18 protein-coding genes and 3 tRNA genes are annotated in these 23628 nt (G+C 53.8%); 14 read left to right on the top strand and 7 right to left on the bottom strand.

What is annotated here, in order from left to right; genetic code table 11:
• Nucleotide 1: 1 nt before the first annotated feature.
• A complete protein-coding gene (locus tag A8F97_RS14810; protein WP_014698746.1) occupies nt 2–994 on the bottom strand; it encodes an aldo/keto reductase in 993 nt (330 codons plus the stop codon).
• A gap of 113 nt (nt 995–1107) precedes the next feature.
• Between A8F97_RS14810 and A8F97_RS14805 the strand changes: the two genes are divergently transcribed.
• The 4 genes from A8F97_RS14805 (at nt 1108) to A8F97_RS14790 (ending at nt 2515) form a co-directional block, all read left to right on the top strand.
• The gene (locus A8F97_RS14805) at nt 1108–2013 is read left to right on the top strand and encodes a LysR family transcriptional regulator (RefSeq protein ID WP_033070901.1); all 906 of its coding nucleotides are present in this window, start codon (nt 1108–1110) and stop codon (nt 2011–2013) included.
• 103 nt (nt 2014–2116) lie between these two features.
• Nucleotides 2117–2203: transfer RNA gene (locus A8F97_RS14800), tRNA-Leu, on the top strand.
• A 77-nt stretch (nt 2204–2280) separates the two neighbouring features.
• Nucleotides 2281–2367: transfer RNA gene (locus A8F97_RS14795), tRNA-Leu, on the top strand.
• Nucleotides 2368–2428: 61 nt separating this feature from the next.
• Nucleotides 2429–2515: transfer RNA gene (locus A8F97_RS14790), tRNA-Leu, on the top strand.
• A 99-nt stretch (nt 2516–2614) separates the two neighbouring features.
• Here the strand turns inward: A8F97_RS14790 and A8F97_RS14785 are convergent.
• Complete coding sequence (locus A8F97_RS14785; protein ID WP_014698748.1) at nt 2615–2905, bottom strand: DUF1435 domain-containing protein; 291 nt, start codon at nt 2903–2905, stop codon at nt 2615–2617.
• 106 nt (nt 2906–3011) lie between these two features.
• Nucleotides 3012–3914 (bottom strand): LysR family transcriptional regulator, encoded by a 903-nt coding sequence (locus tag A8F97_RS14780; protein WP_012822563.1) that lies wholly within the window; start codon nt 3912–3914, stop codon nt 3012–3014.
• 129 nt (nt 3915–4043) lie between these two features.
• Here A8F97_RS14780 and budA point away from each other — a divergent pair, with 129 nt between their 5' ends.
• A complete protein-coding gene (gene budA, locus A8F97_RS14775; RefSeq protein WP_012822564.1) occupies nt 4044–4826 on the top strand; it encodes an acetolactate decarboxylase in 783 nt (260 codons plus the stop codon).
• 21 nt (nt 4827–4847) lie between these two features.
• Entirely contained in the window at nt 4848–6527 is a 1680-nt protein-coding gene (alsS, locus tag A8F97_RS14770) for an acetolactate synthase AlsS (RefSeq protein ID WP_012822565.1), read from the top strand.
• Nucleotides 6528–6629: 102 nt separating this feature from the next.
• Here alsS and fucO read toward each other — a convergent pair whose 3' ends face one another.
• The gene (gene fucO / locus A8F97_RS14765) at nt 6630–7781 is read right to left on the bottom strand and encodes a lactaldehyde reductase (RefSeq protein WP_012822566.1); all 1152 of its coding nucleotides are present in this window, start codon (nt 7779–7781) and stop codon (nt 6630–6632) included.
• Between the two features lie 561 nt (nt 7782–8342).
• On the opposite strand from fucO, the gene gcvT reads away from it, so the two are divergent.
• From gcvT to A8F97_RS14725, 8 genes are all read left to right on the top strand, one after another.
• The gene (gene gcvT / locus A8F97_RS14760) at nt 8343–9458 is read left to right on the top strand and encodes a glycine cleavage system aminomethyltransferase GcvT (RefSeq protein ID WP_012822567.1); all 1116 of its coding nucleotides are present in this window, start codon (nt 8343–8345) and stop codon (nt 9456–9458) included.
• 261 nt (nt 9459–9719) lie between these two features.
• Nucleotides 9720–10112: a glycine cleavage system protein GcvH gene (gene gcvH / locus A8F97_RS14755; RefSeq protein ID WP_012822568.1), complete on the top strand. Its 393-nt coding sequence runs from the start codon at nt 9720–9722 to the stop codon at nt 10110–10112.
• 113 nt (nt 10113–10225) lie between these two features.
• On the top strand, nt 10226–13099 hold the full coding sequence (gene gcvP, locus A8F97_RS14750; protein WP_025919816.1) for an aminomethyl-transferring glycine dehydrogenase: 2874 nt from the start codon (nt 10226–10228) through the stop codon (nt 13097–13099).
• 482 nt (nt 13100–13581) lie between these two features.
• Complete coding sequence (locus tag A8F97_RS14745) at nt 13582–14454, top strand: carbohydrate ABC transporter permease (RefSeq protein WP_005971600.1); 873 nt, start codon at nt 13582–13584, stop codon at nt 14452–14454.
• Entirely contained in the window at nt 14444–15343 is a 900-nt protein-coding gene (locus A8F97_RS14740) for a carbohydrate ABC transporter permease (protein WP_012822570.1), read from the top strand. The genes A8F97_RS14745 and A8F97_RS14740 overlap by 11 nt, the downstream gene beginning before the upstream one ends.
• Before the next feature lie 246 nt (nt 15344–15589).
• Nucleotides 15590–16414, top strand: coding sequence for a phosphodiesterase (locus tag A8F97_RS14735; RefSeq protein WP_012822571.1), 825 nt, complete (start codon nt 15590–15592; stop codon nt 16412–16414).
• Nucleotides 16414–17502, top strand: a complete 1089-nt coding sequence (locus tag A8F97_RS14730; protein ID WP_025919818.1) for an ABC transporter ATP-binding protein — start codon at nt 16414–16416, stop codon at nt 17500–17502. Before A8F97_RS14735 ends, A8F97_RS14730 begins: the two co-directional genes overlap by 1 nt.
• Nucleotides 17495–18802: an ABC transporter substrate-binding protein gene (locus A8F97_RS14725; RefSeq protein WP_012822573.1), complete on the top strand. Its 1308-nt coding sequence runs from the start codon at nt 17495–17497 to the stop codon at nt 18800–18802. Before A8F97_RS14730 ends, A8F97_RS14725 begins: the two co-directional genes overlap by 8 nt.
• A gap of 61 nt (nt 18803–18863) precedes the next feature.
• Here A8F97_RS14725 and A8F97_RS14720 read toward each other — a convergent pair whose 3' ends face one another.
• The 3 genes from A8F97_RS14720 to A8F97_RS14710 all read right to left on the bottom strand — a co-directional run bounded on the left by A8F97_RS14720 (nt 18864) and on the right by A8F97_RS14710 (nt 23577).
• Nucleotides 18864–20126 carry an MFS transporter gene (locus A8F97_RS14720; RefSeq protein WP_033070902.1) on the bottom strand — a complete coding sequence of 421 codons (1263 nt, stop codon included), beginning with the start codon at nt 20124–20126 and terminating at the stop codon, nt 18864–18866.
• Between the two features lie 91 nt (nt 20127–20217).
• Nucleotides 20218–22362 (bottom strand): alpha-galactosidase, encoded by a 2145-nt coding sequence (locus A8F97_RS14715; protein WP_033070903.1) that lies wholly within the window; start codon nt 22360–22362, stop codon nt 20218–20220.
• Between the two features lie 210 nt (nt 22363–22572).
• On the bottom strand, nt 22573–23577 hold the full coding sequence (locus A8F97_RS14710; RefSeq protein WP_012822576.1) for a LacI family DNA-binding transcriptional regulator: 1005 nt from the start codon (nt 23575–23577) through the stop codon (nt 22573–22575).
• Between the last annotated feature and the right edge of the window lie 51 nt (nt 23578–23628).

Below are 23628 nucleotides of genomic sequence, written 5' to 3'. Positions count from 1 at the left end.
TCTACTGATTAAGCGTCGCCATACTCTCCTTGCCGTAGCGTTCACCTGCTGCGGCATCGGGCGGGAAGATGGCATTAATGGTGGCCAGTTCCTCTTTCGTCAGTGTGACATCCAGCGCCGCAACGTTCTCTTCCAGATAGCGACGGCGTTTGGTGCCCGGGATCGGCACGATATGTTCACCCTGTGCCAGTACCCACGCCAGCGCTAACTGTGATGGCGTGACCTGTTTTTCCTGCGCCAATTGGTTAATTTTCTCTACCAGTTGCAGATTTTTCCCGAAGTTTTCCCCCGAGAAGCGTGGATTGGTGCGACGAAAATCGTCGGCAGCCAGATCGTCTGGGCTGCGGATTGCGCCAGTCAGAAAGCCGCGACCGAGTGGGCTATAGGGCACAAAGCCGATGCCTAAACGCTCACAGGTAGGCAGAATCTCGGTTTCCATATCGCGTGTCCACAGCGAATATTCGCTCTGTAACGCCGTAATCGGGTGCACGCGATGTGCGCGCTCCAGCGTGGTGACAGAGGCTTCACTCAGGCCGATGTAGCGAATCTTGCCTTCTTTAACCAGCTCGGCCAGCGCGCCGACCGTCTCTTCAATCGGAACTGTCGGGTCGATACGGTGCTGATAGTAAAGATCGATAACGTCCGTACCGAGCCGCATCAGGCTACCTTCTACCGCTTGACGGATATAATCCGGTTCACCGCAGACGCCGCGAGCGTAAGGATTAGCCGGATCGCGCACGATGCCGAATTTGGTTGCCAGAAAGACCCGATCCCGTTTGCCTTTTATCGCTTTGCCTAGCAGCAGTTCATTGGTGTGAGGGCCATACATATCGGCGGTATCCAGCAGAGTGACGCCCAGCTCCAGTGCGCGATGCAACGTGGCGATGGACTCTTTTTCATCCTGCGCGGTGGAGTAAAAATCACTCATCCCCATGCAACCTAGCCCAATTGCTGAAACCTGCGGACCGTTTGCTCCTAATTTGCGCTGTTGCATTGTCATCTTCCTCATCTCGTTGGCAGTGAGAGCAGTCTGGTTGTTTATCTGAAAAAGATAAATACTGCTTTTTATGCAACACTATTCAAAAATAACTAACAATGGTGGCGGCGATGGATCATATTCAGGCGATGCGGGTTTTTGTGCGAATTGTCGAACTGGGGAGCTTCAGCCGTGCGGCGGAGCGGCTGGCACTGCCGCGTGCGACGGTGAGTAACACCATCAAACAGCTTGAAGCACGGCTGGGGGTACGTTTGCTGCAACGCACGACCCGTCAGGTGCAGATCACCGATGAAGGGCGCGTTTATTACGAACGCTGCCTGCAATTGCTCGCGGAAATTGAAGAGATCGACACGCTGTTCACACAGCAAAAGTTGCAGCCGGTGGGTAAAGTGCGGGTGGATATGCCGCACTCACTGGCGCGGGAAATCGTTGTTCCGGCGTTGGGAGAGTTCTATGCGCGTTATCCGCAGGTGACGCTGATGCTGAGCGCCAATGATGCGGCGATTAACGTGCTGCGTGAAGGCGTTGACTGCGTGCTGCGCGCCTGGCAGACGGACGACGAGACGCTGGCGACTCGCCATTTGCCGTCGATGCCGCAGGTCACCTGTGCGTCAGCCGATTATCTGGCACGCTACGGCGTGCCGCGTTCGCTTGATGAACTGTCGGGGCATCAGATGGTCGGCTATTTCTCTCTACGTACCGAATATCGTTATCCGTTGGAGTTCATGTCTGGTGATGAGCGCATTACGCGTATGCTACCCGGTGTGTTGCAGGTTAACGGAGCAGATGCCTACATCGCCAGCGCACGCGCGGGATTGGGGATTATTCAGGCTCCACGCCGCGGCTTAAGCTCACTTCTGGAAAGTGGAGAACTGGTGGAAATCTTGCCGGAGATGCCGCCGCCTGCGATGCCGCTCTACGTGATGTATACACCCGGTCGCTTTCTTGCACCACGGATTCGGGTGTTTATTGAATGGCTTGATGAACTCTTTACGCGCCACGCCGCGGAGAGATGATGATTTTTACAGCAAACCCCGCATTCCCGAGGAAATAATCATTGACGTGAACGCGAAAACCTCTAGAATTCGCCCCCGTAGTGATATTGCGTAAAGCAGTGTTGCGAAGGTGGCGGAATTGGTAGACGCGCTAGCTTCAGGTGTTAGTGTTCTTACGGACGTGAGGGTTCAAGTCCCTCTCTTCGCACCAACATCACTACAACGGTTTTGTTTGTCGAACCGAAGCAGTAAATCAGAATTACATAGTAAAAATTGCATGGCAGAGTTGCGAAGGTGGCGGAATTGGTAGACGCGCTAGCTTCAGGTGTTAGTGTTCTTACGGACGTGAGGGTTCAAGTCCCTCTCTTCGCACCATGTCGTGATAGGTTTACCACGTAATATGAATTTACCGCATAAGACAAGCAACGTTCTCAGTGCGAAGGTGGCGGAATTGGTAGACGCGCTAGCTTCAGGTGTTAGTGTCCTTACGGACGTGAGGGTTCAAGTCCCTCTCTTCGCACCACCGAACGCCTCTGTATTCCCCTGATTCTCTCTCCCATCTATTCTTTTTTATTCATTTCCCGCTATAGTGCTTTTCTACGTTTATTTACCATTGATGCTTTTATAGCGCCGTTAGATTAAATATAACTGACAGCGCCGCCAAACCACCAGCCAGCGCAATGCAGGATGGCAGCAGTAAATAGTGACGTAGACGTTGATGAAACAGCATGACAAGCGTCGCCAATAGGGCGGTGGCGATAATCACTTTCAGGTGCGTCAGGTTCAGATTGAGTAGTGCGAGTAGCGGCATGATGGCACAAGGCAACAGCACGCCCCAGGCACTGGACAGATGCTTCCCCATACACCAACTCACGCCCCATAGCCCGCAGGCTGTGATCATTGCTGTCAGCATTTTTCCACCCGTCAAAAATGATAATGATAACTAATATCATATAAGAATTTATATCAATTACTAGCTTTTTGACGGGAAGATGACCGGAATTTTCTACATAACTGCATTAATCGGGATGCTGGTTGTTCAGATGCTGGCGTATTTGGTGGATTAGGTTCACGATCACGGCCGATCGTTCATGTTTACGCCAGATGGCCGCAATCTTTGTATGGATTTCGGGCATGCCGATATCATGATAGGTCACATTATCGGCTTTAATACAGGTGAGTGACTCTGGTACAAGAGTAATGCCGAAGCCCGCTGCGACCATCCCAATGGCTGCCGTCAACTGTGGGGCAAAGGGACTGGGTCTTGGGCCATAGCCTGATAGATAGCAGGTACGAATAATCATATCGTGTAGCCCCGGACAAACTTCACGCGGGAAAATAATCAGTGGTTCCTGACGTAACTCGCTCAGCGAAACCTGCGTTTTATGGCTAAGGGCATGTTCAGCGGGCAACACCAATTTCATTGGCTCTTCTGCCAAAATTTCCCCGTTGATATCATCACTGAGATCGCAAGGTAAGCGCAGAAATGCGATGTCGATATGGCGTTCTTGCAATGAAGTGATAAGTGTCGCTGGGTTTTCTCCCTTCGGTATCGGTTGCACGTGTGGATGTTGTTGACAGTAACGATGTAGCAGCCCAAGCACGGTAGGGTGGAACATGGCTGATGGCGAGAAACCTACGTTCAAGCTTCCTTTCTCACCCCGCGCAATGCTTCTTGTCCGCGCGATTGCCGAATCGGCGAGTTGGAGAATTCGGCGTGCATCCTCATATAGCGCTTGTCCCGCCTCCGTCATTTCTACGCCGCGTGTCAGCCGTTTGAACAGCGGTGTACCGATCTCTTGCTCGAATTTCTTGATCAACTGACTGAGAGGGGGTTGTGACATCCCCAGATTTTCTGCCGCACGCGTGAAATGTCGTGCTTGTGCAACGGCGACAAAATAGCGCAGGTAACGTAGTTCCATTCACGTAACTCCATATCTTTCCGATCTTGAAATGACCTTTATTGCATATTGGAATTTTGTCCTCTCCCGCGTCAATCTTTATCTAAATATTAATAATTTTTAAGTAATTGGTGCGGTGAGAAGGAATGTATGAAAACGAGTATCGGTGAACAATCCTGTGAGGAAGCCTTTGCTAGCTATGCTTATAATTTCCGATGTCAGCATGAAGACTGCGTTATTTATCAGACATCATTAATGAGTGGGCTAATAAATGGCATATACGAAGGCAGCCGAACGATGGCTGAATTACTGGAACATGGTGATTTTGGATTAGGAACATTTAATAGTTTGGATGGGGAACTGGTTGCGTTAAATAGTCAGATTTTCCAACTGTTATCCGACGGTAGCGCACGAGCGGCGAAACCAGAGCAGAAAACGCCATTCGCGGTAATGACGTTCTTTCGCCCAACGGAAACGATCCGTTTTCATCGCTGGACCTCGCGTGAAGAAGTACATCGCCAGATCGATGAGATCGTGGGAACGGATAATCTGTTCTGTGCTTTGCGGATTGATGGGAATTTTCGCTGCGTTGAAACGCGGACTGTTCCCCGCCAGTGTCGGCCTTATAAACCGATGCAAGAGGCTATTGAGGGGCAACCGATGTTTCATTTTGAACACCGTAGCGGCAGCGTTATAGGCTTTCGTAGCCCAGCCTATACCCAGGGAATTAATGTTGCGGGTTACCACGAACACTTCATTACTGACGATCGCCAAGGTGGTGGACATGTTCTGAATTATGACGTTGAAAACGGCACGCTGACGTTTGGCGTGATCGCCAAATTGATCATCGACCTGCCTCAGGATCGGGAGTTCCTCAATGCCGATCTGTCCTCAGAAAACCTCAATAGCGTCATCCAATCAGTAGAGAGCTAGTCATTTCATCGGAGTTATGTCATGGAAAAGTCCACCGAACAGCAAAGCTGGAGTTGCGGAGCCGAGCTGATTGTAAAACATCTGGAAGCGCAGGGCGTGAAGCATATTTTTGGTATTCCCGGTGCAAAAATCGATCGCGTGTTTGATGAGTTGGAAAACTCGACGATTCAAACGATCCCAGTACGGCATGAGGCGAATGGCGCATTTATGGCGGCGGCAATAGGCCGTCTGACAGGGAAAGCCGGCGTGACGCTGGTGACATCCGGCCCCGGCTGTTCCAATCTGGTGACCGGATTGGCGACGGCAACCGCCGAGGGAGATGCCGTCGTGGCGCTGGGTGGGGCGGTTAAACGGGCGGATAAGCTCAAGTTGACGCACCAGAGTCTGGACACCGTCAGCCTGTTTCAGCCGGTCAGTAAATTCAGTGCGGAAATCACGGCATCCAGTGCGATCTCTGAAGTGCTGGCGAATGCATTCCGGGCAGCGGAAAGCGGTCACCCAGGGGCGGCGTTTGTCAGCCTGCCACAGGATATCGTCAATGAACCGGCTATTAGCCCAGTACTGGCTTGCCCGAACTTGCCGCTGTTAAACGGCGCACCACAGAGTGACATTGCGGAAGCGGCCAAACGGCTGAAACAGGCTAAAAACCCGGTGCTGTTGCTCGGATTAATGGCCAGCCAGCAGGAGAATGCGCAAGCGCTGCGTCGTTTTTTGCGCCATAGCCAGTTACCGGTTACCAGCACGTATCAGGCTGCTGGCGTGATCGATCAGCAACAATTTAGTCATTTTGCTGGACGCGTCGGACTATTCAACAATCAGGCTGGAGACAAGCTGTTACAGCAGGCGGACGTGATTGTCACCGTCGGCTATAGCCCCATTGAGTACGATCCGGTCCTGTGGAATAAGGGCAAGGCGACGCTGATCCACATCGATGTGCTACAAGCGGAGATCGATAGTGCCTACCGCCCTGATATCGAACTGATCGGGAATATCGCGATGACGATGGATTCGCTGAATGCGTGTATCAGCGAGCCGTTTATCTTGTCTTCCGGTACGCAGAACGTGTTGCAGGATCGTCAGCGTCAGCGCCACGATCTCAGCACGCGTGCTATCAACATGGCGGGGTTTGCGATCCACCCTCTGCGTTTGGTACGGGCGATGCAGGATATTGTGAATGAGGATGTCACGCTGTGTGTGGACATGGGGAGTTTCCATATCTGGCTGGCGCGATACCTGTATAGCTTCCGGGCGCGACAGATTCTGATGACCAACGGTCAGCAGACCATGGGCGTGGCGTTACCGTGGGCGATAGCTGCGTCGCTGGTACAACCTGGCAAAAAAGTCGTGTCTGTTTCTGGCGACGGTGGGTTTATGCAGTCCAGTATGGAACTGGAAACGGCAGTGCGCCTGAAAAGCAATCTCCTGCATATCATCTGGGTGGATAACGGCTACAACATGGTGGAAATCCAGCAGTTGCACAAATACCATCGCCCAGCGGGTGTCGCATTCGGGCCGATTGATTTTAAAGCCTATGCGGAAGCGTTTGGTGCGAAAGGGTTTGCGGTGGAATCTGCTGATGAACTGGTCAGCAAACTCCGTCAGGCAATGGACGTAGATGGCCCCGCGGTGATTGCCATCCCGGTTGATTATTCTGACAACCACTGGCTGATGGAGAATCTGAATATCAGTGTGCTGATTTAGTGTGTGTAGATTTAGCGCGTATCAATGTTGTGCCCGCATAGTGACGATCGCGGGCACAACGTAGAGCCTTGTTGTCATGTGCTAATAAACGGTTGTAACCCCTCAATAAATAGACTGATACAGCGCTTTGATGTCGTCGATGTTGGTATCGCGTGGGTTACCGCCAGTGCAGACATCGTCAAAAGCGGCCTGTGCCAACGCGGGAATGTCCTCTTCTCTCACCCCGACATCGCGTAGTCTGGGTGGGATATCTACATCGTGGGAAAGCTGCCGTACCGCATTAATCGCGGCTTCTCGCGCCTGAGTCATTGGCATGTTTGCCGCATCTTTTACCCCCATCGCAATGGCGATATCCCGGAATTTTTCACCGGTGTAATCGGCGTTATAGGCCATGATGTGCGGCAGCAGGATCGCATTAGCAACACCGTGTGGCGTGTTGTAGAACGCGCCAAGCGGGTGTGCCATGCCGTGTACCAGCCCAAGTCCAACGTTCGAAAACCCCATACCAGCAATGTATTGCCCCAGTGCCATCTCTTCCACGCCTTTCGGCTTCCCGGCAACGGAATCGCGCAGTGAACGGCTGATAATCTCAATGGCTTTCAGGTGCAGCGTATCGGTCAGTTCCCAGGCGGCTTTGGTGGTGAAGCCTTCAATGGCGTGCGTCAGAGCGTCAATCCCCGTGGCAGCTTTTAGCGAAGCCGGCATGCTCATCATCATGTCGGGATCGACGATGGCGACAATCGGGATGTCATGCGGATCGACGCACACGAATTTGCGACGTTTTTCTTCATCTGTGATCACGTAGTTGATAGTGACTTCGGCGGCCGTGCCGGAGGTAGTGGGGATCGCGATAATCGGCACGGCAGGACGTCGGGTGGCGGCAACGCCTTCGAGGCTGCGGACATCGGCGAATTCAGGGTTATTGATAATAATACCAATGGCTTTGCAGGTATCCTGCGGTGAACCGCCGCCAATCGCGATCAGGTAATCGGCCTGTGATGCCTTGAAGCGTTCGATGCCTTTTTCCACCACGCTGATGGTGGGGTTGGGAATCACCTCATCGTAAATATCGTAGGGTAAGCCCGCTGCATCCAACTTCGCCGTAACCTTGGCAGCGACGCCAAATTTAACCAAATCCTTGTCCGTCACCAACAGGGCTTTCCTGAATCCCCGCCGTTTTACTTCATCGGCAATCTGAGCGATAGCGCCTGCGCCAAAGTAGGATGTTTCATTAAGAATCATTCTGTTAGCCATTGTATGCTCCTGTTTAACGTTGATTTTGATAAATCGAAAAATACATGTCGCGCAATTCCTTGCTATCAGTGTGGAAAAAACGAGTGGCGAGCGCCTTCCGCCTGCTGCCATGTCATCTTGTACGCTGGCACGGAGGTAAAGAGGCTTGAGAAGTGGCTCACAAAATCGTGATGATGGCAGTGTAAGGAAGAGAATAAGGCTGGGGTTTGCTGTGGGATTTTGATTGAAAAAATCTAATTTAAGTCCGTTTTTATCATTATATTATCTAATCCGAATGGTTTTTTTATTCGAGAGACATTCCCTAAGTTAGCCAGTTTTAATGTCATTAATCTGTGTTATCTACTCATGTAAATAATTTACGTGCTTATTTTTTTCAGTAATTAAGCATATTACACTGTGTTGTTTTTTGTGAGTGGTTCATCTTTCTTCAGTTTCTATATAGTTTATCTTATGACTAAGTGTGTGGTTTACCCTGCACTTCGGTGGTAAGTTCAGTCAGAAGATATCGTTTGCGCAGTGTGTTTTATCGCCTGAACACCATGCGCTGAAGAGGGATGAGGAATGGCAAAGCAGACCCCGTTGTACCAACAACATCTGGCCGATGGCGCCAAAATGGTGGATTTTCATGGCTGGATGATGCCGCTGCATTACGGCTCCCAACTGGACGAGCACCACATTGTGCGTCGGGAAGCCGGTATTTTTGATGTCTCCCACATGACTATCGTTGATTTGCACGGTGTGAGAACGCGTGAGTTCCTGCGTTATCTGCTGGCGAATGATGTCGCCAAACTCACCCAGCCAGGCAAAGCGCTGTATACCGGCATGCTGAATGCTTCCGGTGGCGTGATTGACGATCTGATCGTTTATTTTCTGACGGAAGATGATTTCCGTCTGGTGGTGAACTCCGCGACACGCGAAAAAGACCTCGCCTGGATCGAGCAGCACGCTGCACCGTTCGGTGTCGCAATCAATGAGCGCAAGGATCTGGCGCTGATCGCAGTACAAGGCCCACAGGCGCAGGAAAAAGTTCAAGCGATCCTGAAGGCAAAAGGCCTGAGCGATGCAGATGTGGCAGCAGTTGCTAGCATGAAGCCATTTTTTGGCAGGCAGGCAGGAGACGTCTTCGTTGCCACGACGGGGTATACAGGCGAAGCCGGTTATGAAATTGCATTGCCGAATGAGCAGGTGGTCGATTTCTGGCAGCAACTGCTGGCGGTTGGTGTGAAGCCCTGCGGGCTGGGTGCGCGCGATACGTTGCGGCTGGAAGCAGGGATGAACCTGTACGGCCAGGATATGGATGAGGGGACTTCGCCGCTGGCGGCCAATATGGGCTGGACAATCGCCTGGCTGCCGGAAGATCGCCAGTTTATCGGGCGTGAGGCGTTAACGCATCAGCGTGAAAAAGGCACCGAGCAACTGGTTGGTTTGGTGCTGACGGAAAAAGGCGTATTGCGCAATGATTTACCTGTGCGCTTTACTGATAGTGATGGTGTGATGCGCGAAGGAACGATCACCAGCGGATCGTTTTCGCCAACGCTGGGCGTTAGTATCGCGCTGGCGCGTGTTCCGGCGGGGATTGGTGAGCAGGCTATCGTGCAGATTCGTCACCGCGAACTGCCGGTACGCGTGACCAAACCCGGCTTTGTCCGTGCCGGAAAAGCCATCGTTCAGTATTAATAGCCGCATGCTTATCACAATAAGCCATACCCTAAATAATTCGAGTTGCGTGAAGGCAGCAACCGAGTGAATCCCCAGGAGCTTACACAAGTACAAGTAAGTGACTGGGGTGAATGAGGACAAATCGGCTTAGCCGATTTGAACGCCGCTTGCGGCGGCCCTTCAGGGCGAGGCTCAGAGATGAGCCGAGTATTGCTAACGCACAAGCAGCTTGAAGTATGACGGGTATATAGGATTGACGATTTTACGAAAGGGGATGCAATGAGCAATGTACCAGCAGAATTAAAATACACCACGTCGCATGAATGGGTACTGCATGAGGGCGGTGGTATCTACAGCGTGGGCATTACCGAACACGCGCAGGAGCTTTTGGGTGACATGGTGTTTATCGATTTACCGGAAGTGGGCACAGTGGTTGCGGCTGGCGATGACTGCGCGGTGGCGGAGTCGGTAAAAGCGGCCTCAGATATTTACGCGCCCATCAGCGGTGAGATCGTGGAAATTAACGAGGATCTGGAAAGCTCCCCTGAGCTGGTCAACAGCGCGCCTTATACCGACGGCTGGCTGTTTCGTATCAAAATTTCTGATGAGTCTGATTTGGATGAACTGCTTGATGCTGAAGGCTATCAGGCGTCGTTAGAAGAAGACGAGTAGTGAACGCGCCCCGGCCTCTGTGCTGGGGCGTTTTATTTTATTCACCGCGTCGTATTCCAGCGCGGCCGCTATCACGATTGATGCAGGCACAACCGATACAGGAAATTGCTGTAATGACCCAGACACTCAGTCAACTCGAACATGACGGCGCGTTTATCGAGCGCCATATCGGCCCTTCCGTCAGCCAGCAGCAGCACATGCTGTCGGTGGTGGGGGCGACGTCTCTGGATGCGCTTATTCGTCAGATTGTCCCGGTGGACATTCAACTGCCTAGCCCGCCAGCGGTGGGGGAAGCCACGACGGAGCATGAGGCGTTAGCTGAGCTGAAGGCCATTGCAGGACGCAATCAACGTTATAAGAGTTATATCGGCATGGGCTACAGCGCAGTGCTGATGCCGCCAGTGATTTTACGCAACGTGCTGGAAAACCCAGGTTGGTACACCGCCTATACGCCGTACCAGCCGGAAGTCTCTCAGGGGCGTCTTGAAGCACTGCTGAATTTCCAGCAGGTCACACAGGACTTAACCGGACTCGATCTGGCCTCTGCTTCGCTGCTGGATGAAGCCACTGCTGCTGCGGAAGCGATGGCGATGGCAAAACGTATCAGCAAGCTCAAGCAGGCTGAGCGTTTCTTTGTCGCCGATGATGTGCATCCGCAAACGCTGGACGTAGTGCGTACCCGTGCGGAAACATTCGGCTTTGAGATTGTGGTCGGTAAGGCTGAAGAGGCACTGAAAGACGATGCGGTGTTTGGCGTACTGCTACAGCAGGCAGGGACTACGGGCGAGCTGCACGATTACAGTGGCCTGATGGCGTCACTGAAAGCGCGTAAGGTCGTCAGTTGCGTGGCATCGGACATTATGGCATTGGTGCTGCTGACTGCGCCGGGCAAGCAGGGCGCGGATATCGTTTTCGGTTCTGCACAGCGTTTCGGCGTGCCGATGGGCTACGGCGGCCCACACGCGGCATTCTTTGCCTGTCGTGATGAACATAAACGTGCCATGCCAGGCCGTATTATCGGCGTGTCGCGTGATGCGGCGGGCAATACCGCGCTGCGCATGGCGATGCAGACGCGTGAACAGCATATTCGCCGCGAGAAGGCGAACTCCAATATTTGTACCTCGCAGGTGTTGCTGGCCAACATTGCGGGAATGTATGCGGTATTCCACGGCCCGGAAGGGCTCAAACGTATTGCGGGGCGCATCCATCGTCTGACTGATATTCTGGCGGCAGGGCTAACGCAGGGCGGGCTGTTACTGCGTCATCGCAGTTGGTTCGACACGCTAACCATTGAAGTTGCAGATAAAGACGCGGTGCTGAGTCGGGCACTAAGTTTTGGCATCAACCTGCGCAGCGATTTGGCGAGTGCCGTGGGTATCACGCTGGACGAAGCGACGACGCGTGAAGACGTGCTGGCGCTGTTTGCCGTGCTGTTAGGCGACGATCACGGGTTGGATGTTGAAGCGCTCGATTTGGCCATCGGGCAACAGGTCGCGACGATCCCGGCTGGATTGTTGCGCCATGATGCGATCCTGTCGCATCCGGTTTTCAACCGCTATCACAGCGAAACCGAGATGATGCGCTATCTGCACCGTCTGGCGCGTAAGGATCTGGCGCTGAATCAGGCGATGATCCCGCTCGGTTCTTGCACCATGAAGCTCAACGCGGCGGCAGAAATGCTGCCGATTACCTGGCCGGAATTTGCCGAGCTGCACCCATTTTGCCCGCCGGAACAGGCGCTGGGTTATCGTCAGATGATCGAGCAGCTATCAGGTTGGCTGGTGCAACTGACGGGTTATGATGCAGTTTGCATGCAGCCCAACTCGGGCGCACAGGGGGAATATGCGGGGCTGCTGGCGATCCGCCGCTATCATGAAAGTCGCAATGAAGCGGGCCGTCATCTCTGCCTGATCCCTAGCTCCGCGCACGGGACTAACCCGGCATCGGCGCAGATGGCGGGAATGGAAGTGGTGGTGGTGGCCTGTGACAAACAGGGCAACATCGACCTACACGATCTGCGTGAGAAGGCGCAGGCGGCGGGCGAACAGCTTTCCTGCATCATGGTGACGTATCCGTCTACCCACGGCGTCTATGAAGAGACGATCCGCGAAGTGTGCCAGATCGTGCATCAACACGGCGGTCAGGTGTATCTGGATGGCGCGAATATGAACGCACAGGTTGGGATTACGACGCCGGGCTACATCGGCGCGGACGTATCGCACCTGAACCTGCATAAAACTTTCTGTATTCCGCACGGCGGTGGCGGTCCGGGTATGGGGCCGATTGGCGTGAAAGCGCATCTGGCTCCGTTTGTGCCGGGTCATCAGGTAGTCAAAATCGATGGTGTGCTGACGGAACAAGGGGCTGTCTCTGCGGCACCGTTCGGCAGCGCCTCGATTCTGCCGATTAGCTGGATGTACATCCGCATGATGGGTGCGGAAGGACTTAAACAGGCTAGCCAGATGGCGATCCTGAACGCCAACTATATCGCGGTGCGTTTGCAGCAGGCCTATCCAGTGCTTTACACCGGCCGTGATGGTCGTGTCGCGCACGAGTGCATTCTGGACATTCGTCCACTCAAGGAAAGCACTGGCATCAGCGAAATGGATATTGCCAAGCGTCTGATTGACTACGGTTTCCATGCGCCGACCATGTCGTTCCCGGTAGCGGGCACGCTGATGGTGGAGCCGACGGAATCAGAAAGTCAGGTGGAGATCGATCGCTTTATCGATGCGATGCTGGCGATCCGTGCCGAAATTAACCGCGTAGCGCAGGGCGAATGGCCGCTGGACGACAACCCGTTGGTCAACGCGCCGCACACGCAGGTGGAGCTGGTCGCTGACTGGGCGCATCCGTACAGCCGCGAGCTGGCGGTATTCCCGGCAGGTAGCGAACACAAGTATTGGCCGAGCGTGAAGCGTCTGGATGACGTTTACGGCGACCGTAATCTGTTTTGCTCGTGTGTGCCGATGAGCGACTATGCGTAATTAGCAACACTGGCAGTCATTTACAACGTCAGTAGCGTTGTTGCTCATGGTTCCTAAAACCTTCTCTACAAGGGTAATACTCGCCGTTTAAGCATCGAGATACACGGGGCGACCACAGGGGAGAGGCATCCCTGCGGGAACCCCCTGTGTTTCCCCTAAAAACAGGCTTAAGTGAGCAGTATTACTTTCTGTGTTTGTAGTTACATTTATGATGTTGTTGTTTTTTATCTCTTCCTGCCTATGGCAGCATGATGCCGCGTTGGCATAGTGTACTTAGCCACTATCTTCCAATGTTTTGCCATGCGTCCTCATCCAGTCTGCCAGTGAATCCGGCGTTGGAGGCATTCATCATGTGCCTGCGAAATTATTTGCAGACATATTTTCCATTTCCGAAAACAAACTGTCATTAAACTGACGCCCCTTTGACACGCTAGCGCTCTAGGGTAAGGCCTCTGTGTTTCACACTGAGTGACCTTTGAGTTATGCGTGCAAAATATTTTCCCTATCTTGTACTGTTGCCAACGCTGGTTTTTTTGCTTGCCTTCACCTATTTCCCCTTGCTGCGTTCGGTCATCGACAGCCTGTATGACACCCGTTTGAATGCCGATACGCCGCTGTTCGTCGGGTTGGATAATTTTGCACGTCTGGTGCAGGACGCGGTGTTCTGGCAGGCGTTGTTGAACAACGTGTTGTATATCCTGATGACAGTCGTGCCCGGTGTGCTGTTGGCGCTGTTGCTGGCGGTGCTGCTGTGGGAAAACACGCGCGTGAATCGCTGGCTGCGTACTGCTTTTTTCTTTCCGATGATTATTCCGCTGGTGAGCGCCGCGACGCTGTGGCTGTTCATCTTTATGCCGGGACTGGGGCTGCTGGATTACTATCTGGCGAAAGTGTTCGGCCCGATGAATAACAACTATCTCGGTATGAGTGACAGCGCGCTGGTGGCGGTGAGCGTCATTGGTATCTGGAAATTTGCGGGATACTACATGCTGTTTTTTCTCGCCGGTCTGCAAGCGATTTCTAGCTCTGCCCGTGAGGCGGCGCTGATGGAAGGGGCTTCACGGCGTCAGGTGTTTTTCTACGTCACGCTGCCGCTGCTGCGGCCAACCATCGCCTTCGTGGTGACCATCGCTTTTATCTACGCCATTACCCAGATTGATCACGTCGCCGTGATGACGCGCGGCGGGCCGAATAACGCCACGACCGTGCTGCTCTATTACATTCAGGATCTGGCGAATGATACGCACGATCTGGGCAAAGCCTCCGCGGCCACTTTCCTGACGCTGGCGTTGTTGTTTGCCTTTTCCATTATGAATCTGAAGGTGCTGGAGAAGGGAGCACACTATGAGCGCTGAAAATCAGATCGTTGACGTTCGGAGCGTGAACAGTCAGCGCGCTGCAAGCCGAAGCGTGACCCATCCTCTTCGCATCACGACGCGGTTTACGCTGCCGTTGCTGCTGATTTGTGCCGCGTTGCTGTGGATCAGTCCGTTTATCTGGATGCTGTCTTCTTCCATTAGTACCAGTAGCTTTGGTGTGGATATGGCCTCGCTGTTGCCGCGCCTTCCGCTGACGTTCGATAACTTCCGCGATGCGTGGGACAGTGCCGATTGGTTGCGGCTCTATACCAACACGCTGATCTTTGCGGTCGGCACGTTTCTGGTACAACTGGTGACGATCACCACGGCGGGCTACATCTTCGCCTACCACGAATTCCGTGGAAAAACGCTGCTGTTCTACCTGCTGCTGATTCAAATGATGATCATGCCTGTCGTCATGATGGTGCCAAACATGATGACGCTTAAGCAGCTCGGCCTGCTCAACACCCTGACTGGCGTGATGATGCCGTATTTCGCTTCGGCGTTTGGCGTATTTCTGATGCGTCAGGCGTTTCTCAATATTGCTAAAGAAATCGAAGAAGCCGCGTTGATGGAAGGTTGCCGTTGGTGGCAGGTGGTATTTCACGTCCTGATCCCCATGACCTGGCCGTCTATTCTGGCTTTCGCCACGGTCAGCATTACCTACCACTGGAACGAATATCTCTGGCCGCTGATGGTGCTCAACGACCCTGACAAACAGGTGCTGACCATCGGGCTGGTGTCGTTCGCGATGGGCGCTGAGTCCGGCGGACAGTGGGGGTTAATTTGCGCGGGTACGCTGCTGGTATGTCTGCCGCTGATGGTGGCCTTTGTGGTGTTCCAGAAGCAGTTCCTGAGTAGCTTCGGCTTCTCGGGCATTAAGTGAATCGCGGATGAGGCCATGCGGGGGAGACTGATTACTTAAGCCCGTTGTTAGGGGAAACACAGGGGGAGGTTCCCGCAGGGACGCCTCACCCCTGTGGTCGCCCCGTGTATCTCGGTGTTTAGGCGATCGGCGTTAGGCCATATGGGTGACTTCATTCTATTTATCAGGAGCAACACGCTCCGTGTATCTCGATCCTTAAACGATCGGTGTTCGCCAGTGGGCGAAATAATGATAGAGGTGGTTGTTATGTTGCTGGCTCAGATTTCCGATCTGCATTTTCGCAGTGAGGGACGCAAGCTCTATGAATTTATTGATATTAACGGGGAAAATGCGCAAGTCATCAACCAGTTAAACGCGCTGCGTGAGCGGCCAGATGCCATCGTGATTAGCGGTGACATTGTTAACTGCGGGCGTCCGCAGGAGTATCAGGTTGCCCAGCGCGTGTTGCAGATGCTGGATTACCCGCTGTATGTGATTCCGGGCAATCATGATGACAAGCAGCATTTCCTCAATGCTATGCGTCCGCTGTGTCCGCAACTGGGTGATGACCCGGAAAATATCCGCTATGCGGTGGATGATTTCCCAATGCGTTTGCTGTTCATTGACACCAGTCTGGCGGGGCAATCAAAAGGGTGGTTGACGCCGTCCACGCTGGGCTGGCTGGAACAACAATTACAGGATCATTCGACGCGTGAAACGGCGATCTTTATGCACCACCCGCCGCTGCCGCTGGGATCGGCGCAAATGGATCGTATCGCCTGCGAAAACGGGCATGAACTGCTGATGCTGATCGAACGTTTCCCGCAGCTTACTCGCGTATTTTGCGGCCATACGCATCGTCTGATTATGACGCAGTACCGCCAAGCCATTATTGCCACAGTGCCGGGCACCGTCCATCAGGTGCCGTATTTCTACGAAGACGATGCGCCGTATTACAACCTGGAGCCCGCTAGCGTGGTGATGCATCGCTACGTGCCGGTGACTGGGCTGGTGAGCTACAGTCAATCGATCGCATCTTACCCCGGGCCTTATCTCTATGACCCACGTATTAGCTGCCCGGTGGACGCGTAATGGCCGTGATTCAGTTGCGCAATATCAGTAAACACTTCGAGCACACGCAGGCGCTGGCGTCGCTGTCTTTGGATATCGCTGACGGCGAATTTCTAGTGCTGGTCGGGCCGTCCGGCTGTGGAAAAAGTACGCTGCTGCGTATGCTGGCCGGTCTGGAAGACGTGAGTGATGGGCAAATCCTGCTGGAGGATGACGACATTACGACGTGGAGCCCGAAGCAGCGTAATTTTTCGATGATTTTCCAGAACTACGCGCTGTTTCCTCACCTGACGGTCGAGCAGAACATCACTTTTGGCATGCGGATGCGCGGCGAGCCGAAGGCAGACTATCCACAGCGGGTGCAGCGCGTTGCCAGCCTGCTCCAGCTTGAACCATTACTCAAACGAAAACCGGGAAAACTGTCCGGTGGCCAGCGTCAGCGCGTGGCAATGGCGCGAGCGATCGTGCGCGATCCACGTTTGTTTCTGATGGATGAACCGCTGTCTAATCTGGATGCCCGCCTGCGCAGCGATGTGCGGGATGGCATTATGGATCTACATCGGCAGTTGAAAACCACTACGGTTTACGTCACGCACGATCAGATCGAAGCGATGACGATGGCGGACAGGATCGCCGTACTGGATCGTGGCGTGCTGCAACAGGTTGGCACGCCAGAGCAGCTATATTCTCACCCGGCTAATGTCTTTGTCGCTGGATTTATCGGTACGCCCGCGATGAACATGCTGACGCTACCCTGTACCGATGGTCACGCGATTTTACAGGCATTGTCCGTTGCACTGCCTGCCAGTGAAGAAACGGGGTCATTAACCCGCGTGCTGTTAGGGATCCGTCCTGAGCATATTACCGAACACGCTGCGTCAGACGGCGAGTTGTCATTGTCGGGAACGGTGAAGCAACGGGAATTGTTTGGCGCGGAGTATCTGATTCACGTGGATACGCCGTTGGGAAATATTCGCTATCGTCGGCCAAATCGCGGTGGTGTGCCGAACATCGGTATGTCCGTTGTACTTCATTTTTCACCGCAGGATTGTCATTGGTTTTCCGGGCAAACCGCCCGTAATTTATCCCAGGAGAAAAGAAATGCGTAAGCCTCGTATGATGGCGCTGGCGATAGCCTTGCTGATGTCTGGCTCGGCGTTAGCAAAAGAGAGTATCGATTTTATGTTCCCCGCGCCGGTTGATGGCAAGTTGACGATGGAAATGACGCGCATCATCAAAGAGTACAACCAATCGCAGGATCAGGTTGAAGTGCGTGGGATTTTTACTGGCAGTTACGACACGACGAAAGTGAAAGCGGAAGCCGCCGCTAAAGCGGGCGATCCGCCCGCGCTGGTGATTATGTCGGCCAACTTCACCGCCGATCTGGTCATCAAAGATGAAATCCTGCCGATGGACGAACTGTTCAAATACGGTAACGAAAAGGCCACGCCTTTCCTGAGCAAAAATTTCTGGCCTGCGCTGCATCAGAACGCGCAGGTGATGGGTGTGACCTACGCGATCCCGTTCCACAACTCGACGCCGATCCTCTATTACAACGAAGATATGCTGAAGAAGGCGGGCTTTAACGAACCGCCAAAAAGCTGGGATGATGTGGTGGCGGTCGCGAAGAAACTGACCGATCCAGCGAAAGGGCAGTGGGGCATCATGATCCCATCCACGAACGATGACTACGGCGGCTGGATGCTGTCTGCGCTGACGCGTGCTAACGGCGGGGCGTATTACAACGCCGACTATCCAGGCGAAGTCTATTACAACACGGCATCAACCAAAGGTGCGCTCCAGTTCTGGCGCGATCTGGTGTATCGCGACAAAGCAATGCCAGCCGGTGTACTGAATTCTAAGCAAATCAGCGCTGCGTTTTTCTCTGGCAAATTGGGTATGGCGATGCTGAGCACCGGTGCGCTGGGCTTTATGCGTGAAAACACCAAAGATTTCTCGCTCGGTGTAGCGATGATGCCGGAAAAAGAGCGTCGTGGTGTGACTATCGGCGGGGCGAGTTTGGTGAGCTTCAAGGGGATCTCCGAAGAGCAGAAAAAAGCGGCCTGGCAGTTTATGAACTATCTGGTCAGCCCAGAGGTCAGCGGAAGCTGGAGTCGTTTTACCGGCTACTTCGCACCGCGTATGGCGGCCTACGATCTGCCGGAAATGAAAGACTATCTGGCGAAAGATCCGCGAGCCGCGATTGCGCTGTCACAACTGCAATATGCTCATCCGTGGTATGCAACCTATGAAACGGTCGCGGTACGCAAAGCGATGGAAAATCAACTGGCGGCGCTGTTAAACGATCCAGCGAAAAAGGTCGATGACGCTGCTGCCGCTGCACAAAAAGAGGCAGATGGCATCATGAAGCCTTACGTGGATAAAACCGCGCTGCGAGACGTGAAATAAGGGCATCTTGCCCCGTTGATGTTGACCCAGCGGGGCAAGAGGACTCAATGCGAGATAGTTTTCAGTGCGCAGCCTGAGAACGCATACTCGCCGTGTTGCGTGAAGATGACAGCGTAAAGGCGGAGATCGCTGTAAAAGCGAGCGCGATACCCCCCAGAATCAGGTAAGTCTGGTTGAAGCCGATACGATCGTACAGATTGCCCGCGGCAGAGGAGAGAAATATCGCCATGAACTGTTTGGCGAACTGGAAGCCCACCAGATAAATCGTAGCCGACAAGCGCGAATCAAAGGTATTGGCGATGTATTTGAAGATCCCGATGAGCAGCAGTGGCACCTCGAAGGCGTGCAGCATTTTCAGGATGATGACTTCCGTGATGGACGTGGCGCAGGCCGACCCCAAAATCCTGATCGACATAATCGTTCCTGCCACCAACAGCGCATTTTTAGCCCCGATCCGACCGATCAGCCACGGTGTGCAGAACATCACCAGCGCATTTGCCGCTTCTCCTGCGGTGGTGACAAAACCAAAGATCTGATTGCCCTGTTCTTGTGAACTAAAGAACGATTTAAAGAAATTGGCGAATTGCTGATCGTAGACGTCATAAATGCAGGCGACGCCGACCACGTACAGCACCAGCAGCCAGAACTGACGGTTAGTCAGCAGGCCTAATGCCAGCTTCAGGCTAAAAGGCGAGGCGTTAGCACCCAGTGAATTCATGACGGCAGCGGTTGGGTTGCTCTCCGTTTTTGCCAGGCACAGTAACACGAGCAAAATAATCGCTGACCCAGACCCCATCCAGAACACGATATCGGGGTTGATGTTAAACAACATACCCGCCGTTGAGGCGCAGATCCCCCAGCCAAAGCAGCCAAACATGCGCGCCTTACCGTATTCAAAGTGGTGCTGTCGGCTGAGGCGTTCGATGTAAGCCTCAATGGCACCGGCTCCCGCGCTGAAAGAGAACCCGATATACAGGCCGCCGACTAAAGCACCCAGTATCACGTTGATTTTTAACAGCGGGGCGAAGACATACAGGAAGAAAGGGGCAAAAAAGAGCAACAGCACGGAGATTACCCAGAGCAGGTGCTTCTTCATGCCCAGCTTGTCGGACAGAATGCCGAGGAACGGCTGAAACAGGATGGCGAACAAAGATAGGAAGGAAAAGACGATGCCGGTATCGGTTTTATTGAGCCCGATAACATCCGACAGCCAAATTGGTAAAAACGGAAAGCACGTCGCCATGATAAAAAAATAAAGAAAGAAGAACGCGCCGAAAATCCAGAAGTTACGGTTATTTTTGTAGTAGCACGAGGTAGTAGGCATCTTTATTCCCCCTCATGGGGTAGACGTTATCGTGACGCGGGACAATGCTGTCCCGCGCGGTCGTGTTGTGTATGTTGGGTAAGGAAAAAGGTTATTTGCTGACGGTATTCGTCACCGCGGAAAGCCCGATCAGAATGGCGGTTTCTGGCGTCAGGACGGGCAGGGCAAGGCCGGCCTGCATCAGCCAGTCGCCGGAAACCACGATCGGCTGACGTAACCAGGGTGGAAGCTCTCGCATGGTGCCACCACCTTCGCGTACCGTTTTGATCTCTGGGCCATCCAATAGTTTGACTTCATAGCGTGTGTTGGGCAGCAGGCCGGGGAAGCGGAGCGTGCCTGCCAGCGAATAATCTGGCATGCGCAACTGGGCGATTTGGAAAACGGCATGTTGTCGATCGTTGCTCACCACGCCGGTGGCCTGCACCGTATCGTCCGGCATCTCTACCCGCCAGGTGGTGCCGCTGTGCAGCAGCGGACGCAGCGTCTTATGCAACTGGATGTAGTGGCGATAGCCTTCCAGTTCTTCGTCATCCGCTTTGACAGGATCCAGCTCGATTCCCATGTGACCGAACAGAGCGGTCAAACCGCGAAAGGCGATGGTATGACGCCGATACGTCGCGTGGCAGCGCGCGTGGCCGATGTGTTGCCCCATCACTTCTGGTGGAAAGAAGTAGCTCATGCCGCGTTGGATCGTCTGGCGCTCCAGCGCATCGTTGTTATCCGATACCCAGAAGCGCTGGGTACGCTCAAGCACGCCGTAGTCGATGCGGCCGCCGCCGGAGGCGCAGGATTCAAATTCAACATGGGGAAAACGCTGGCGCAGGGTATCGAGCAGGCGATAGAACTGTCGGGTTTGCGCATCGGCAGCCAGTCGTCCTTCATGGCCGGGCTGCACCAGTTCGCGGTTCATATCCCATTTCACATAATCGACAGGATGCTCGCCCAGTAGCCAGCTCAGCCGCTCCAGTAAATAAGCGAAGGCGTCGGGCTGGTTTAAATTCAGTACATACTGATAACGGCCCGTGGGTTGCTCGTAGCCGGGCAATTGCAGTACCCAGTTGGGATGCGCGCGGAACAGGTCTGAATCGGGGTTAATCATCTCCGGTTCGACCCAAATGCCGAACTCCATCCCCAAGGCTTTGACATGCTCAATCACTGGCATCAGCCCGTTAGGGTATTTTTCCTCATCCAGATACCAGTCGCCGAGCGCGGCTCGGTCGTGATGGCGTCCGCGAAACCAGCCGTCATCGATAATGAAGCGCTCTACGCCGACATCGGCGGCTTTGCTCGCCATTTGCATGATGTATTCAGGGTCGTGATCGAAATAGATCCCTTCCCACGTATTGAGGTGTACCGGGCGTGGCTTATCGCCGCAGAACTGGATCAGCGATTGGCGCAGGAAGGTGTGATAGCGCTGGCTCATGCCGTTCAAGCCGGTATCGGAGAAGGCCGCGTACACCCACGGTGTCGTAAGCGATTCCGACTGCGCCAGCGTGATTTCACCCGGCAGATAAAGGGCTTCTGCCTGTACGACGCGGCGTCCGTCGGTTTTGATATCGGCACGCAGCCGATGGTTGCCGCTCCAGCCTAAATGTATACCCCATACCGAACCACGTTGTTCGCTGAACGTAGGCTCGCCGAGAATTAGCGCCGGGAAATATTCGTGTGAGCTTCTTCCCCGACGGCTTTCCTGAATAAAACCGCCGTGCTGCAACGTGAGGCGGTGAGCCTGAAACTCACGCAGCCAGCGGCCGTGAAACGCCATGACATCGTTCGCCCGTTCTGGGACAGGCAACGTGACGGCGAGACGCTGCACTTGCCAGGCATCAGTACGCAAATTCTGTAGCGTGTGGCGCAGTTGCAGTACATCGGTCTGCGGGTCCAGATGCAGTTCGCTGATCAGGCGAAGACCAGCCTGCGTATCGTCTGCTGTGATAGTGAGTGTGTTGTCTTGAACGTCAACCTGTGTGGTTGTGAAGATCGGCGCGGCATCATAGCCCGCTCGGTGCCCTTCAATACCCGGCGAGCCGAACTGTCCACGCCCGTATTCCATCGCCAGCGTCAGGGGGAGATCCACATCCAGACGACCGTTGGCGATGGGGCGTTGCAGGGAAACGACATCTTCTGGCGAAAAACTACACAGCCGTGGTCCCCAATAGAGAATTTCTGCGTCCGGGGCGCAGCGCACGATAACATCACACTGTGCGCTGGTTAATTGAACAATATCACGCTTCATGAGGAAGACTCCAAATTACGACTCGTGCTTCCTAGTGAAAACTTAAACGATTAAGTCATCAACTTAAACGTTTAAGAATTGTGATGTTGATAAAATAATCGTTGGGGAATAGAAAAGGATTTCGATGAAGATGTGAAGGGTGTCTCGCTGGCGGCTGGCGTAAAAAAAGCCAACCGATGTCGTATGAGAGGGGGCTGATCGCCGAATAGATTAGGCGGGAAAGCTCGTTTTACCGAGGCGAAGCGTCGGCTGCCATAACACCTGCAAATTTTCTACGGCTTCGCCCGCGATGAGCGCCTGCGTCATGCTGGCAATCTGTTCACCAACCTGTTCCCGCGTCGCCTGCTCTATCGCCGTCACGCTAATGTCTGTCAGGCTGTCCTGTGGCAAACCGTCATACATCACTAACGCCATAGGGTGTGAACCGGAAAGGCGGCCTTCTTGCTGCAATGCAGCGACAGCGCCATCGCCGTGGACGTTGCCATCCATCACCATTGCGGTTGGCGGCTCAGGCAGTGCCAGAAGGTCGAGCATGGCCTGGTAACCCGCTCGGCGCGTAGGGCTGACACAGCGCAGGTAGGCATCGTGAAACGGCAGGTTGTGACGTTGCAGGGCATCACGATAACCCTGACGACGCTGCATAATGAACGCTTGTGAGTGGTCTTCGCTTAGCATGGCGATACGGCGATGGCCGAGTTCGATCAGGTGTTCGGTCGCTAGCGCCATACCTGCGCGGTTGTCAAAATCGAACCACGCGTAAGGGTGCGGCAACTGGCTACGCCCCAGCGCGAGAAAAGGCACTTTGTTACGTTGCAGTAGCGTCAGTCGAGCATCCTGCTCACAGGTGTGTGCCACGATCAGCGCGTCGATACGGCGACTGGTGATCAACCGAACACCGTTCTGACATTCGTCTTGTTCATCTGCCAGCAGGAGAAAATCGACGTCGTGCTGTGCCAGTTTGCGACTGATCGCGCCAATCATCTCAAAAAAGATATCGTTGCTCAGAGAAGAGGCATAGGGATAGACCAGCCCGACTGCGTCGCTTTTGCCCATTTTCAGGCGGCGCGCGTGCGTATTAGGGCGATAGCCGATGCGCTCAGCCTCTTCCTGGATACGCTGGCGCGTGGCTTCGGAGATATCCCGATGGCCGTTGAGAGCACGACTCACTGCCGCCACCGACAAACCCAGGTTATTTGCGATTGTTTTTAAAGACACCACTCTCTCCTGACGCGAATACCCGGCGACGGGCGGTTATCGGGAAAATCG

Origin of the sequence: Pectobacterium parmentieri (genome assembly GCF_001742145.1) — a bacterium.
In the GTDB taxonomy this organism is placed as follows: domain Bacteria; phylum Pseudomonadota; class Gammaproteobacteria; order Enterobacterales; family Enterobacteriaceae; genus Pectobacterium; species Pectobacterium parmentieri.
The sequence above is the reverse complement of the archived record's forward strand: the minus strand, read 5'-3'. Positions and strand labels throughout refer to the sequence as shown.